The sequence below is a fragment of the Bowdeniella nasicola genome, from assembly GCF_900107735.1.
GTDB lineage: Bacteria > Actinomycetota > Actinomycetes > Actinomycetales > Actinomycetaceae > Bowdeniella > Bowdeniella massiliensis.
The window spans coordinates 85503-99594 of the sequence record NZ_FNQV01000002.1 but is presented as its reverse complement, the minus strand read 5'-3'; the positions used below and the strand labels follow the sequence as shown (position 1 = coordinate 99594).

The window sequence follows — 14092 nt, the reverse complement described above, 5'->3', positions numbered from 1 at the left end:
CTAGGAACCCGGCAGGAAACGATCAAGCTCGAAGGGCGTAATCTGCGCCCGGTAGTCCTGCCATTCCTGGTGTTTATTGCGGATGACGAAGTCGAAGGCGTCCTCCCCCAACGTACTGGCCATGAGCTCGGAGGCCTCGAGATGCTCGACGGCGCGATGGAGCGAGGCGGGCAGCGCGTCGATCCCGAGCGCGCGCCGCTCGGCATCCGACAACCGCCACACGTCGTCTTCGGCGCCTTCCTCGAGGTCGTACTCGCCCTCGATTCCGGCCAGGCCCGCGGCAAGGAGTGCCGCAAAAGCGAGATAGGGGTTGGCCGACGGGTCTAGCGCCCGGTATTCGACGCGCGCCGACTGCGCTTTATCGGGTTTGGCGAGCGGCACCCGCACGAGCGCCGAGCGGTTATTGTGCCCCCAGCAGATGTAGCTTGGGGCCTCGCCGCCGCCCCAGAGCCGCTTGTATGAATTGACGTGCTGGCAGGTCAGCGCGGTGATCTCCGGTGCATGCCGCAGCAACCCGGCAATGAAGCGCCGCCCGGTAAGCGACAGCTGGTACTCGCCGGCCGGATCAAAAAACGCATTGCGGTCGGCCTCAAAGAGCGAGAGGTGAGTGTGCATGCCCGAGCCCGGGGCATCGATCATCGGTTTCGGCATGAAGGTCGCGATCACGCCATTTTCGGCCGCAACCTCCTTCACGATCGTTTGGAAGGTCATGAGGTTATCGGCCGTCGTCAGCGCATCGGCGTAGCGAAGGTCTATCTCGTGCTGGCCCGGGCCACCTTCGTGATGGGCGTATTCCACGAGGATCCCCATCGCCTCCAGGCGAGAGACCACTTCGCGCCGCACGTCGGTGCCGAGCCGCGTGATCGTGTGCTCGAAATACCCGGCGTGGTCGACGGGAACGAGCCTGCCCTCGCGGTAGGCGGCTTCGTCAAAGAGATAGAACTCGACCTCGGGATGGGTGTAGAACGTCAGGCCGGCATCGAGCGCCCGCGCCACCATCCGCCGCAGCACCTGGCGGGAATCGCCGCGGGCCGGCGATCCGTCGGGCGTCACAATGTCGCAGAACATTCGCGCTAGCCCGGTCTCGGGCCCGGCAAGCACCTGGAAGGTCTGGGCATCGGGGCGCGCGATCATGTCGGCCTCGAAAACCCGCGCGAGGCCCTCGACGGCCGAGCCGTCGAACCCGACGCCCTCGGCGAAGGCGCTCTCCAGTTCTGCCGGTGCAATCGTCACGGATTTCAAGACACCGAGCACATCGGTGAACCACAGCTGGATGAAGCGGATCTCCTCGTCCTGCACGCTGCGCAGCACGAATTCCTGTTGCCGGTCCACGTCGGGCTCCTCGCGATTGATTCAGATGCTGATGACTCTTAGTTTCTCACGCCTAGTCGGCCCGAAGCCGGTGATGGCATGCTGGGACTATGAACTCCATCCGGATCGCGCTCGCGCAACTCAATCCGACCACCGGCGATCTTTCGGCCAACGCCGACGCCATCGCCCACGCTGCCAATCAGGCCCTGTCCTCCGGGGCCCAATTCCTGGTCTGCCCGACCGGCACCCTGTCCGGTCCCAACCTGGGTGACCTCCTCTCGCGCTTTGATTTCTCCCAGCAGCTCGGCGCGGCGGTCGAACAGCTCGCGGCCCGACTGCCCGAAATCTCGATCATCCTGCACGAGCCCGCCCTCTCCTCCTCAGGCACGCTCGCGGGTTCGTGGGTGGAGTTAACCGAGGGCGAGGTGATGGAGCTAGCCTCCTACGACGAAATCGACGGCATCCTCGGCACCGAGATCGGCACGATCGCCCTGCGCCAAACGGAGTTGTTGGAGATCGATCCGGGCTTCGACCTGAGCGCCGCGGAAGCCGGCGCGATTGCCACGATCGTCGTCGATAACGGGGTCTTCGATGTCGAGCATGAACGCACCCGTATGGCCTTGCTTGGTACCTACCAGCGAATCAACGACGTGCCCGTGTGCTACGCCAATCTCGTCGGCGGTAACGACTCGCTTGTCTACGACGGCGGCTCGTGTGTCCTGTCTCGCTCCGGCTCGCTCATCGCGCGCGCGGCAGACTTCGCCGAGGGCCTCCTGATTGTCGAGCTGTTCGAAGACGCCCACGTCGTTAATCGCGGCGAGAGTCACGAGGCGCTCGAGTTGCCCGAGCGCGTCTATACGGCCGTAACGACGGGACTGCGCGACTACGTAGGCAAGAACGGTTTTTCTACCGTCGCCCTCGGGCTTTCGGGCGGCATCGACTCCGCCCTCGTTGCCGCGATCGCGGCCGACGCCATCGGCGGGGAGAACATCATCGGCGTCTCCATGCCCTCGCGCTACTCCACAGACCACTCCCGCTCGGATGCCGACGACACGGCCGAGCGCCTCGGTCTCGACTACCGAGTCCAGCCGATCGGGCCCATGTTTGACGCCTTTGAGGCAAAAATGGACCTGGACGGAGTCGCGGAAGAAAACCTGCAAGCCCGTATCCGAGGCATGATCCTCATGGCGATTTCCAACTCCGAGGGCGCACTCGTCCTCGCAACGGGTAACCGCACCGAAGTGGCTGTCGGTTACTCGACGATCTACGGCGATTCGGTGGGAGGTTTCGCCCCGCTGCGCGACGTCCCAAAGACGCTTGTCTGGGAGATCTCGCGCTGGCGGAACCAGGCGGCCGCCGAACGTGGCGAGGTGGAGCCGATTCCGGAAAACTCGATCACCAAGCCGCCGTCGGCGGAGCTGCGCCCCGGCCAGCAAGATACCGATTCACTGCCCGATTACCCCATCCTGGACGCCATCGTCTCGGCGCTGATCGATGAGGACGCTAGCGTCGACGCCCTGGTCGCTGACGGCTTCGAACTGGAGACGATCGAACGCGTCATCTCCCTGATCAAGGGCGCCGAGTGGAAGCGCGGCCAGATGGCTATCGGCCCCAAGGTCTCCACGGTAACCTTTGGTGTTGACCGCACCTACCCGGTCGTCAACCGCTTTGCGATGAGGAGCACCTCGTGACCCCCGACCCGATTCACCGCCCCGCCCCCGCCACTCCCCCGATCGGTCTGGCCGTTGGCCAGGGCCAACCCAAAGACGGCAAGAAGGGCGTGCCGGTGCCCGGCCGGGTGCGAGTCCACCATCTGCGCGCGATGAAGGAACGCCACGAACGCATCACGATGCTGACCGCCTACGACGCCGTGACCGCTCGCATTTTTGATGAGGCCGGTATCGACACGATTCTCGTGGGCGATTCCATTGGCGACAACATGCTGGGATACCCCTCGACCATCCCGGTGACGGTCGACGAGATGATCCCCGCAGTGCGGGCCGTCACGCGCGCCACCCAGCGTGCTTTGGTGATTGCCGATCTGCCATTCGGCTCTTACGAGGCCTCTCCCGAGCAGGCCCTGGCGACCGCCGTACGGATGCTGAAGGAAGCCAACGCGCACGCCGTGAAGTTCGAGGGCGGAGCCCACCTCGCCGGCCACGTCGAGCTGCTCACCCGCGCCGGGATCCCCGTCGTTGGGCACCTCGGATTCACGCCGCAGGCCGAAAACGTTCTTGGTGGAAAGCGGGTTCAAGGTCGCGGCGATGCCGCCGAGACTCTCGTCGAGGACGCTATCGCCTTGCAAGATGCCGGCGCCATCATGATCGTGCTCGAAATGGTTCCGGCCCCGCTTGCCGAACGCATCACCGAGGTCCTCGATATTCCCACCATCGGAATCGGAGCGGGCGTCAACTGCGATGGCCAGGTCCTCGTCTGGACCGACATGGCGGGCATGACGAGCTGGTCACCGCGCTTTGCCAAGCAGTTCGGCAACGTGGGCGCTGAGCTCTACAACGCTGCACGGGCCTACAAGTACGAGGTGTGCGAGGGGACCTTCCCCGCTGCTGAACACTCCTACCAGGAATAGTGGGGCGTTTGAGTTTTAGCGAAAGCTCGCGATGATATGTCAGCCCTTCGTGTCGTCTCCGGCATGAACGGGCGCCCATAGAACCGCACCAGCCCCGCGGTCGCACGACTTCGCTAGAGCGTCGCCGCGGACCATTGGAATGATGCCGCCGGTCAAGTCTGACGCTCACAAGCGCGAAGAGGAGGCTAGTCCTCCTCGTTCCACTCCCGGTCTTCTTCTTCCCACTTCTCGTTGCGTTCCTTGGCGATCTGCATCGCGTGCTCGGCAGCCTCGCGCGTGGGATAGGGCCCCATTCGTCCGCTTGCGCCCGACTGGCGGCCCTCTTCGACCTCACCGGTTGCGATGACGTAGTAATACTCAGCAGCCATGCCTACTCCTTCTCCTTTTCACGTGCGGGGAGCCGGGGCTTTAGGATCGAAGCATGACCTCGATCGATCGCGCTCCTCGCGGAGTACTGACCCCCGGCACTCTCTCTCCCAAACGTACCGTTCCCGGACACATCGCGCGCCCGGAATACGTCGGCCGAACCGGCCCGGAGCGCGTGACAGCTAGCGAGATTAAATCGGCTGAAACAATCGAAAAGATCCGTGCCGCTGGCAAGGTCGCGGCCGGCGCTTTGGCGGAGATCGAGAAGATGATTGCGCCGGGCGTCACGACCGATGAGATCGATGCGGTCGGTCACGCCTACTTACTCGACCACGGGGCTTATCCCTCGTGCCTGGACTACCAGGGCTTCCCTAAATCGCTGTGCACCTCCATCAACGAGGTCATCTGTCATGGCATCCCTGACGACACTGCCCTGGCTGACGGCGATATCGTCAACGTCGACGTCACGGCTTACCTCGACGGTGTCCACGGTGATACCAATATGACGTTTCTCGTCGGCGACGTTGATGAGGAGGCGCGCCTGCTCGTGGAACGCACCAAACTCGCGATGGAGCGCGGCATCAAGGCCGTCAAGCCCGGTCGCGAAGTCAACGTCATTGGCCGCGTGATTGAAAAGTATGCCAAGCGCTTTGGCTACGGTGTGGTGCGCGAGTACACGGGCCACGGAGTCGGTGAGGCCTTCCACTCGGGCTTGATCATTCCGCACTACGACGCGGCTCCCATGTATGACACGGTCATCGAGGTCGGCATGGTCTTTACGATCGAACCGATGCTCACCTTGGGCACGGCCGAGTCATATCAGTGGGATGACGGATGGACCGTGGTGACGAAGGATCATTCGCGAACCGCGCAGTTCGAACATACGATCGCCGTAACGCCAACCGGCGCAGATATCCTGACGCTGCCTTAAGGAGAGACATGAGCGACGCATTCGGAATCGACATCGGTGGATCGGGAATCAAAGGTGCGCCGGTCGACTTGGACACGGGCAGCTTTGCCGATGACCGCTACCGGATCCCGACCCCGCACCCCTCCACCCCGGACGCGGTAGCTGATACCTGCGAAGAGCTCATCAAACACTTCAAGCCGGCCGATGACGTCCCGGTGGGAATCACCTTTCCGGCGCCCATCAAGCACGGCACGGTCGGTTTCATTGCCAATCTCGACCAGTCCTGGAAGGGTGTCAACGTCCCCGAGCTCTTTTCCGAGCGCCTCGGTCGCACCGTTGTTGCGGTTAATGACGCGGACGCTGCGGGCTACGCCGAAGCGAAATTTGGTGCGGCAGTTGGCCAGGAGGGTCTCGTCATCGTCACCACCCTCGGTACGGGGATCGGCTCGGCCTTCATCTATAACGGTCAGCTCATTCCGAACACCGAACTTGGCCATCTCGAGCTCGACGGGCACGTCGCTGAACATCGGGCATCGGCGGGCGTGCGTGAGCGAAACGAGTGGAACTTCAAGAAGTGGGCGAAAAAGCTGCAGAAGTACTACTCACATCTCGACATGCTCTTCTCCCCCGACCTCATCGTGGTCGGTGGCGGCGTTTCCAAAGACCACGACCAATTCCTGCCCCTCATTTCGGTTCGCTGCCCGATTGTTCCGGCCACATTGCGCAACCAGGCGGGTATTGTGGGCGCGGCTGCGCTCGCCAGCGAAGGCTACGAGGGTTAGTCCCCGCCCTCGAAACCGCCGCCCTCGCCGAAGAGTTTCGTGACGGCTGACAGCTGGCGCGCATAACGCCGGGATTGGCGGGTGATGCGAGCGGCGATATTGGAGCCGCTGCGCCGGCGGGCTTTGAGCAAGAAGTCGCGGCCTTCGGGATTTCTGGTGTAAATCGCCTGCATCGGCAGCTTCATCTTTTCCAACTCGGAGATGAAGATGTCCACACTCTGCCTGCGCAGTCCGATCGCGTCTGGTACCGATTGGGCAAAGAAGATGCCCCGGATCTTGATCCGATGCGCCGGGGTGATCAGATATCGGGCATTCGTGATCGGCCCACACAGTTGGCGCATGGCGGTCGCGAACTGCTGGCGGTCGGAAAAGGTGCCGCCTGACAGGCGTAGGCGCGTCCGTCTCGTTGGGTCATACTCGGGCATGTCGACCTCGACGGCCAAGGTCTCCGAAGAGATGATCCCCAGTTCCTTCAGGGTTCGAGCAACGGCAATGGCCTCAGCCCGTAGGCGGCGCTCACTACCGGTGATCTGAGCGACTGAGCGCATCCGCATCCAGGTGGCAAGACCACCGACCAGTAGCGTGCCAGCGATCACGAGCGTTTGGGCAAGAGGGCCGGAAACGAGCCGGGTCCCCGCCTCGGTCGCGCCAATCCCTAGGGAGAACAGGACGACGAGCACCGCGAAGACAATGACATCAAGGTAGGGAAAGACGCCAGCGGACACGTCCTGCTCGGTTTCCACCTTGAGCTGCATTTCGAACGGTTGGCTGTCGGGATAGTTGCCGTCGGCGAGGGCGGCCGCCCACTGCGCACGCATCTCATCGCGCCGATAGGCACGGTTCATCATGGTCTCATTGGCGTCTGCTATGCGGTGGTAGGCCTCCTCGGGAGGCTTATCGAAGCACCGCTCAAACCCGTTTTCGATCACAGGAATATCCGCTCGCGGTGCGACGAATGCTTCAAAGCGTGTCATCAAGGAGCGAACATCGTGGGAGGCAAGGACTCGGGCTCCCTCGCCAGCGCGCCGGTTAAGGTGATCGGCGATGAGACCTTCTTCTACGACATCACACGTGGCGATGTGCCAAATATTGGCAGTCTTGTCGGGATCCAGCGGGTCAATTCGAATGACCCGGCCGCGCATTTGATTCGTCAGCATGAAGGCGCGCACGGAACTCGCCATGATGAGAGCGTTGGCTCGCGGAGAATCCCACCCCTCCCCCAGCAGTGCAGCCGTGCCGACCAGGACTGTAAACAAGCCCTCCTCAAATGCCTTCGTCATCACCGGCACCGAGACCCGAGTGCCGCCAGAAAACGCCACCTGGAGGTAGTCATCGGTGACGTCCTTGGCCTGGGTGACCTCGCCGCCAAGCTCTGCTGCGTATTGCGTGATCTCGTTCAGAGCGGCGCGAGGAATGACAATGACCGACCCGGTGAGGGCCGCGATGCGGGCGGCGTGCCCGACGCGGCGACGCAAGGCTTCAAAGAGCGGAATAACCCCCATATGGACGATGGAATCCTCCCGCCCGAGGCTCGTCAGGTATTCGCGTCGCACGTGATCGGCGAGAACGACCATCCGGAGGCGCTCGCCCATCCCGTTAACTTCTTCTTCGGCGATATCGCTGACGGCACGGATCTTCCCGGCTGACTGGGTCAGAAGGCGATTGACCTTGAGTTCGCCCGTCACCGAAATCTTGTTCCCGTCGAGGAGGTTAGCGCTCACAAGCTCGCCGCGGATTTCGTCCACTGCGCTCGAGGTGAACATGTCGCTGTGATCGAGGATGAACTGCAACCCGAGTTCGTCTGCGAGTTCTGGTCGACGCTGGGTGAACAGCGCCCGGATACTGCGCGGCACCTCCTGGTCCGTCGCCGTCAGGAGTCGGATCAAGGCGTAGAAGGAATCCTCATCATCGAGCGCTTCTTGCACCTGGGTATCGGTCAGCCGCACGAGATCTGCCGCGATCTGACGCAGGCTTCCCGACGCGGTGAGCGAGGCAATGACGCCGACTCCACGCTCCCGCAATTGGGCGATCTCGGCGCGCTCCTGCCGGTTCGGCTCGGTGACATAGACATAGTCCTGGTGCGGGCATAGGTCGCCGGTTGCGACGAGTTCGGGGGCGAAGATCTCTTCGTCGATCGGTCCGCACAGCTCTTCATAGCGTTCCCACTGGGCGGGCGTCGAGTCATACGGCGGGGTCGCTGTCAGGGCGATCGTCGTGAGCTCCGGGCACGTGGCGCGCATCGATTCCATAAAGGCCGTCAGCGCACGATGCCACTGGGCCCGCAGATGGTGGGCCTCGTCCATACAGATCGTCGTGATGCCGCGTTCGGTGACGGCGGCGAGAACATCGACGTCGGCGAAGTCCTCGCCGGTTTCCTCATCGAGAGCGCGGGTATAGGCCGAGAACAGCGCTTGATAGGTGATGACCGTGATGTGTGCGGGATGGTGCAGCGAGGTGGAGCACCAAGCTCGGGGATCGGCCTGCGGGTCGGCCGCGTTTTGGAAGTGGGTGGCAAACCGGTCGATCCACTGGTCTCTGATAGTGATCGTGGGTGCTAACACGAGGGCGGGGGCATCGAGTCGGCAGATGAATTCGAGACCGAGGATCGTCTTTCCGGAGCCGGGAGCCGCAACGATATGGATGCGCTGATCCGCTACGAGATCCTCGTAGCGATCAAGGATCCGCTGCTGATAGGAGCGGAACGTTCCAGAAAACCCCCACTGGTGGTGGTCGGCGAGGTCTGATGCATTGACATCGGGCGTCGTCATAGGGCCATGCTAGCCCGGGGCGGATGAGCCGGCCGATACGCCGGGTTCTGTGCCGGCTCCCAAAGGAACCGGTGGTGACCATCTATCTTGGCCGCACGTTGCCGTGCGGCTCTAGCAACCTACCCGCAGGCGTTGAGCGGGCCGCTCGCCTGCTGCGCGGTCTTGCACCGAACGGGGTTTACCTGGCCGCCTCCGTCACCGAAAGCGCCGGTGGTCTCTTACACCACCCTTTCACCCTTACCTGTTGCCAGGCGGTCTACTTTCTGTTGCACTTTCCCGCGGGTCGCCCCGGGTGGGCGTTACCCACCGTTCTGCCCTGCGGTGCCCGGACGTTCCTCGACATCTGCCGCGGTCACCTAGCCAGCTCATCCACCTTCAGTCTACCGCTAGGCTGGGCTGCGTGATTATCACCCTGCCACCCTCTGAGGGTAAGTCTGAGCCCGAAATTGCTGCCGAGCCACACGTCAGTTTCCCTCAACTCGATGAGCCGCGTGCGCAGGTCGCGGCCGCACTGGCCGCTTTCGGTTCCTCGGACGCCGCCGCTGCGGCGCTGAAGGTCGGACCTAAATCGCGCGCGGACCTAGCCTGGAACATCTCACCGGGCAGAGCGGGGTTCGCGCACGAGATCTACACCGGGGTGCTGTTTGATGCCGCCCAACTCAGGGCTGCGCGTCCCGATCGCGACGTCTGGATCTTTTCCGGTAAGTACGGCGTTGTCCGCCCCACGGACGTCATTGCTCCCTATCGACTACCCGCTGGATCAAAGCTGCCCGGGCTTGGTGTCCTCGCTTCGTATTGGAAGCCGCGACTCAGCGCCACCCTGGACGAGGCGGCTCGCCGCGACGGTCTTGTGATCGATTGCCGCTCTGGCCTCTACCAGCGCATGTGGCAGGTGCCGGCGGGCGTCGCGCACGTGAGCGTCCAGGCAGTTCGCGAGCGCAATGGGGCGCGCAGCATCGTCTCACACATGGCCAAGCACTATCGCGGCCTGTTGACGCACGAGCTCACGACGACCCGAGCGAAGGTGGCAAGCGTTGCCGACGTTGCTCGGATTGCGAAGCGAACGGGCTTCGGGGTTGAAGTCGAGTCACGCAGCGCGGATGCCGCAACGCTGACGCTGGTGGTTCGTGACTAGAGGAAGACGCCGAGCGCGCGCACGGTGAGTGCGCCGTCATCGGAATCGATGACGCTCACCGAGCCGGGCGCGGGCGCGATGGAAAACCGCGAACCACTCAAGGGCTGCAGGATTGCGCCCGCATCGGAGGCAACGAGGACGACCGTGCCGGTGCTGTGGGCGGCCTGGGTGAGTGTCTCCCGGCTCTCCTCGATCTGGACCTCGGCGCCGAGCGAGCGCAGGTGACGCGCGAGTCGAATCGCGCCGTCTTGGCTCGGGGCATCCGAGCGGTGCGCGATTCGGACGGGCAAGAACCGCGCGTCGGCCCCGATCTTTAACCGATCGACCATGGTGAGAGTCTGATCGGTCATCGGTGCAGCAACGACGACCACGCGCACCCGTCCGTTGGGAGGCGCCGCGGGCTCAGTCACCTCGTGAGCTTCGATTCCGGATTCCACTGTGCCGCGCTGATCCATCGACTTATTCGCCATCTCATCGGCGCGCGCATTGTGCTCGCGCGCGACCCAGGTATAGGTCACGAGGTCTGGATCGTAGGCACGCTTGACCTTCAGTGCGAGGTCTCGCATGTCCGCGTGTTTGATCTTCCAGCGTCCGCTGAGCTGTTCGACGACGAGTTTCGAATCGGCTCGAACCTCGACCCGGTCGCCGGGCGCTGCCAGCTCAGAAAAGCGCTGCAGGGCTCGCAACACCGCGGTATATTCCGCGACGTTATTCGTGGCAGTGCCAAGAAACTCGCCGTAGGCCAGGCGCTCGACGCCATCACGAAGGATGACGAAGCCGAGCGCCGCGGGCCCCGGGTTACCGCGCGAACCCCCGTCGGTGTGGATAACCCAGCTCACGACATCCGCACAATGATGTACTCGTGCTCGTCCGACACGTAGACCTCATCCGCCGGGGTGGAGCGGATCGCATCGAGCTCAGCGAGCGAGAAATCGAGCGTCACCGGCGAGGTGACCTGGCCGTGTAGTTCAACGACGGCAAGTCCACCCGTGCGAGCGCGCACCTCGTCGTAGAGCGATAGGACGTCGTCCGGGATCTTCTCGGCAATCGTCTCGCGGTCGGCCTCAGCCTTGGCGATGCGGCTTTCGACCTCGCCGCCTTCGCGCTCCGCCTGCTCGCTCGCGGCCGCGATCTCGGTTTCGATCGTGGTGGCGCGCTCGCCTACGGCGTCGAGCTGGGATTGGCGCGCCTCGAGGTTCTCCATTGCGGCAAGCTCCGCGTCTTCCAGCTCGCTTTGACGGGCAGCAAGGTTCGCGAGTTCGGATTGGAGGTTTCCCAAGTCCTTCGGTGCCAGCGCGCCGGAGTCCAAGACCTTTTGCTGACGTTCGCGGCGCGTGCGCACGATCTGGACCTCGCCTTCGGCGAAGGACACCTCTCGCCGGGCGTCCGCGAGCGCCGTCTCCGCTGCAATACGTTCACGTCCCAGCTGGCCCTCCGCCTCCCGCAGCTCATCGAGCTTGGCAAGGATCGGCAGCTTGCGGCGTTCTGCCGCGAGGCGGGCGAGAAGCCGGTCCTGCTCCTGCAGGGCGATCAGGAGTTGCTGGTCAGCGGGCTGAGCGGTCGTCATGGCGCATCCTTCTTCACATAGATCGTGGTCCAGGGGTCGGTGTTGAGCTGCGAGACGCTCACGGTGAGTTCGTCGCTGGCGGCGCGCGATAGGACCTGTGCAGCGCGCGTCATCCAGGGCGATTCCGTTGCGAAGTGGGCGGCATCGAACAGGATGGGGGCATCGTCGTGTTCGAGTGCCTCAGAGGCGGGATGGTGCCTCAGGTCGGAGGTCAGCATGGCATCGACGCCCAGGTCGCGTACGCGATCGAGGTAGCTGTCACCCGCACCCGGGCACAGCGCGATCGTCTCGATTCGTGCACTGCGATCGCCTCCGATCGCGACGCCGCGCGCCGTGGCGGGCAAGAGCTCGGCAAGGCGCTGCCCGAGCTCATTCGCCGTAATCGCGGTTGGCAGTCGGCCATAGCGGCCAAGGCCAAGTGACGGATCGTCCTGCGCAGGATCGACGGGCTTGATCTCCGTCAACTCCAGCAGCTCTGCCAGCACGACGGCCGTGCCCTCGGCTGCCGAATCCGCGTTCGTGTGCGCATTAAACAGCGCGGTATTCGAGCTAATGAGCCGGTGGATGAGCGCACCCTTGGGAGTATTGGCGGCAACCGTGGAGGTCCCTTTGAGATAGAGCGGGTGGTGGGTGATGAGCAGGTCGGCGCCGGACACAATGGCTTCATCAACCGTCGCGGCGACGGGGTCGAGCGCAAAATGCACGTGCCGCACACTCTGGGCTGGGTCTCCGCAGATTAGGCCGACAGAATCCCACGGCTCTGCAAGGCCCGAGGGAAACGCACGCTCCATGAGGTTCAGGACGTCTGCAAGCGATAAAGTTGCCACACACCAAGCCTACCTGCGCCACCAGAACAGGATGCCCACCCATGGCTCTGCCCGACCCGATGACCCTCACGCTGCTGCTGGGGGCCTCCCTCCTCGCGGGCTTTATCGACGCCGTTATCGGCGGGGGCGGCCTTATCCTTATCCCTGCGATGCTCGTCGCGGTCCCGGGCCTCGCCCCCGCCACGGCGCTCGGCACGAACAAGGTAGCGGCGCTATCCGGCACGATCGCCGCGGCTGTTTCCTACCTGCGTTCGATCCCCCTCCCAAAGCGTCCGCTGGTGGCCGCAGCCGTGACGGCCTTTGGGCTAGCAGCGCTCGGCGCGCTAACCGCGACCCTCGTCAATCCCGACATCATGCGTCCCGTCATTATCGTCGCGGTACTCGCCGTCGGAACCTACGTCGCGCTGCGGCCAAACTTTGGTAAAGAAGGCCGGTCGATGCCACGCGCCACCCAGAAGTGGTACATCGTCGCCCTCATCGCTGTTGCCGTCATCGGATACTACGACGGGGTTTTTGGGCCCGGCACGGGCATGTTCCTCATCATCGCGTTCACCTCAATCCTTGGCACCTCCTTCCTGCATTCAGCCGCAGCCGCCAAAGTTGTCAACGTGGCGACCAACGCGGGAGCGCTCCTGGTCTTCGGGCTCGGCGGACACATCTGGTGGTCCCTTGGCCTCGTGCTCGCGGTCGCGAATATCGCAGGCTCGTTGCTGGGCTCTCGGCTCGTGCTGTCCAAAGGCACGGCACTCGTGCGCGTGGCGCTCCTGGCAATCGTGGTCGCGTTGAGCGTCAAACTCCTCATCGATCAGTTCGCGTAGTGAGATTCGCGCCTAACGCTGCCCGGCGCGAGCCCAGTCCTGATAGTCCTTAAGGCATGACTCGCTACGACCACGTCCTCGATAAGTCCCATGGCCAAACGAGTTTCGATCGCTCTATCGCTCCGGTCCTCACGATCACGCCCGGAACGGGCGAGACGATCGCGATGCAAACCGACGGCGAACTGTTTGTGCAGCTGCATGAGCGTGGCAGCCTCGAGGCCGTGACCGCGCCGATCAACCCAGTGACAGGCCCCATCTACGTTGACGGCGCCGAACCCGGCGACGCGCTGCGGGTCACGATCCACGACATCGTCCTGGGCGATCACGGCTGGTCCGTCTACCTGCCCGGCGCGGGCGCCCTGACCGAACGCATGGGAGATGAGCTCTTCTCCCGCAAAATCACGCTCACGAACGACGCTGCCCTGCTCACTGAGTCCATCACCGCGGAGCTGCGTCCCATGATCGGCTGTATCGGCACCGCACCGGCGGGCGAGCCCGGCTCGACGGTGATGCCCTCCTTCGGCTCCGGCGGCAACATGGACTTGACCGACGCTAGCCCGGGCTCGATCGTCTACCTGCCCGTCGAGGTGCCGGGCGGACTGTTGTCTCTCGGCGATATCCACGCCGTCATGGCGCGTGCTGAATCATCCTTCGTCGCCATCGAAGCCGAGGGCACCGCGGTGATCAGCATCGACCTGGTCAAGGGTGCCAACCTGCGGGCCCCGCGTGTGGAGACCGAGTCCGAATGGTGTTTTATCGGTATCGGCGATCCCGTCCAAGACTCGATCAAACGTGGTTACGAAGACTGCTTCGATTTCCTCCTTGAGGCCGGTTACAGCCGAGAGGACGCCTACGTCGTCATGTCTGCCCTGGTGCACTCGGAACTCGGCGGCCCCACGGGCTCAAAGACGCCTGATCCGCTCCACCCTTTCACCGCCATCGGTGCCGTCACGGTCCACCGGCTTCCCAAGGAGCTCGTGGACTAAAGCCTCCGGTTGCCGCGCTCGTGGCTCGTTGAGAC

At 63.7% G+C, this 14092-nt stretch carries 13 protein-coding genes and 1 other RNA gene; 7 read left to right on the top strand and 7 right to left on the bottom strand.

Translation table 11 applies throughout. From position 1 onward, the window contains the following. Positions 1 to 1332, bottom strand: a complete 1332-nt coding sequence (locus BLU67_RS01690) for a glutamine synthetase family protein (RefSeq protein WP_092561379.1) — start codon at positions 1330 to 1332, stop codon at positions 1 to 3. 89 nt (positions 1333 to 1421) lie between these two features. Here BLU67_RS01690 and nadE point away from each other — a divergent pair, with 89 nt between their 5' ends. Then, positions 1422 to 3002, top strand: coding sequence for an NAD(+) synthase (gene nadE, locus BLU67_RS01685; protein ID WP_092561377.1), 1581 nt, complete (start codon positions 1422 to 1424; stop codon positions 3000 to 3002). A gap of 47 nt (positions 3003 to 3049) precedes the next feature. Then, a complete protein-coding gene (gene panB / locus BLU67_RS01680; protein ID WP_315971772.1) occupies positions 3050 to 3898 on the top strand; it encodes a 3-methyl-2-oxobutanoate hydroxymethyltransferase in 849 nt (282 codons plus the stop codon). Between the two features lie 185 nt (positions 3899 to 4083). On the opposite strand, the gene BLU67_RS01675 is transcribed toward panB, so the two are convergent. Then, entirely contained in the window at positions 4084 to 4266 is a 183-nt protein-coding gene (locus BLU67_RS01675) for a hypothetical protein (protein WP_092561375.1), read from the bottom strand. 53 nt (positions 4267 to 4319) lie between these two features. Here BLU67_RS01675 and map point away from each other — a divergent pair, with 53 nt between their 5' ends. Together map and ppgK are read left to right on the top strand one after the other, a co-directional pair. Continuing rightward, a complete protein-coding gene (gene map / locus BLU67_RS01670; protein ID WP_092561373.1) occupies positions 4320 to 5195 on the top strand; it encodes a type I methionyl aminopeptidase in 876 nt (291 codons plus the stop codon). Between the two features lie 8 nt (positions 5196 to 5203). Continuing rightward, positions 5204 to 5956: a polyphosphate--glucose phosphotransferase gene (gene ppgK, locus BLU67_RS01665; protein WP_092561371.1), complete on the top strand. Its 753-nt coding sequence runs from the start codon at positions 5204 to 5206 to the stop codon at positions 5954 to 5956. Here the strand turns inward: ppgK and BLU67_RS01660 are convergent. Together BLU67_RS01660 and rnpB are read right to left on the bottom strand one after the other, a co-directional pair. Further along, positions 5953 to 8724, bottom strand: a complete 2772-nt coding sequence (locus BLU67_RS01660; RefSeq protein WP_092561369.1) for a DEAD/DEAH box helicase family protein — start codon at positions 8722 to 8724, stop codon at positions 5953 to 5955. The genes ppgK and BLU67_RS01660 overlap by 4 nt on opposite strands. Positions 8725 to 8744: 20 nt before the next feature. Further along, an RNA gene (gene rnpB / locus BLU67_RS01655) (RNase P RNA component class A) lies at positions 8745 to 9092 on the bottom strand. A 32-nt stretch (positions 9093 to 9124) separates the two neighbouring features. On the opposite strand from rnpB, the gene BLU67_RS01650 reads away from it, so the two are divergent. Continuing rightward, complete coding sequence (locus tag BLU67_RS01650) at positions 9125 to 9859, top strand: YaaA family protein (RefSeq protein ID WP_176780652.1); 735 nt, start codon at positions 9125 to 9127, stop codon at positions 9857 to 9859. On the opposite strand, the gene BLU67_RS01645 is transcribed toward BLU67_RS01650, so the two are convergent. The 3 genes from BLU67_RS01645 to BLU67_RS01635 are packed head-to-tail and all read right to left on the bottom strand — an operon-like array spanning position 9856 to position 12253. Beyond that, complete coding sequence (locus BLU67_RS01645; RefSeq protein ID WP_092561367.1) at positions 9856 to 10698, bottom strand: ribonuclease HI family protein; 843 nt, start codon at positions 10696 to 10698, stop codon at positions 9856 to 9858. The two genes, BLU67_RS01650 and BLU67_RS01645, sit on opposite strands and share 4 nt — an antisense overlap. Next, positions 10695 to 11426 carry a zinc ribbon domain-containing protein gene (locus tag BLU67_RS01640; protein ID WP_092561365.1) on the bottom strand — a complete coding sequence of 244 codons (732 nt, stop codon included), beginning with the start codon at positions 11424 to 11426 and terminating at the stop codon, positions 10695 to 10697. The genes BLU67_RS01645 and BLU67_RS01640 overlap by 4 nt, the downstream gene beginning before the upstream one ends. After that, entirely contained in the window at positions 11423 to 12253 is an 831-nt protein-coding gene (locus tag BLU67_RS01635; RefSeq protein ID WP_092561363.1) for a Nif3-like dinuclear metal center hexameric protein, read from the bottom strand. Before BLU67_RS01635 ends, BLU67_RS01640 begins: the two co-directional genes overlap by 4 nt. Before the next feature lie 41 nt (positions 12254 to 12294). On the opposite strand from BLU67_RS01635, the gene BLU67_RS01630 reads away from it, so the two are divergent. Continuing rightward, positions 12295 to 13071, top strand: a complete 777-nt coding sequence (locus tag BLU67_RS01630) for a TSUP family transporter (RefSeq protein WP_092561361.1) — start codon at positions 12295 to 12297, stop codon at positions 13069 to 13071. Between the two features lie 56 nt (positions 13072 to 13127). Continuing rightward, on the top strand, positions 13128 to 14057 hold the full coding sequence (locus tag BLU67_RS01625; RefSeq protein ID WP_092561359.1) for an acetamidase/formamidase family protein: 930 nt from the start codon (positions 13128 to 13130) through the stop codon (positions 14055 to 14057). Positions 14058 to 14092 lie beyond the last annotated feature (35 nt).

Bases quoted from the DNA above. Each gene is read 5' to 3' on its own strand.
- BLU67_RS01640 (WP_092561365.1), bottom strand. From the start codon at position 11,426: ATGACGACCGCTCAGCCCGCTGACCAGCAACTCCTGATCGCCCTGCAG.
- ppgK (WP_092561371.1), top strand. From the start codon at position 5,204: ATGAGCGACGCATTCGGAATCGACATCGGTGGATCGGGAATCAAAGGT.
- BLU67_RS01660 (WP_092561369.1), bottom strand. From the start codon at position 8,724: ATGACGACGCCCGATGTCAATGCATCAGACCTCGCCGACCACCACCAG.
- BLU67_RS01625 (WP_092561359.1), top strand. From the start codon at position 13,128: ATGACTCGCTACGACCACGTCCTCGATAAGTCCCATGGCCAAACGAGT.
- map (WP_092561373.1), top strand. From the start codon at position 4,320: ATGACCTCGATCGATCGCGCTCCTCGCGGAGTACTGACCCCCGGCACT.
- BLU67_RS01630 (WP_092561361.1), top strand. From the start codon at position 12,295: ATGGCTCTGCCCGACCCGATGACCCTCACGCTGCTGCTGGGGGCCTCC.
- BLU67_RS01675 (WP_092561375.1), bottom strand. From the start codon at position 4,266: ATGGCTGCTGAGTATTACTACGTCATCGCAACCGGTGAGGTCGAAGAG.
- nadE (WP_092561377.1), top strand. From the start codon at position 1,422: ATGAACTCCATCCGGATCGCGCTCGCGCAACTCAATCCGACCACCGGC.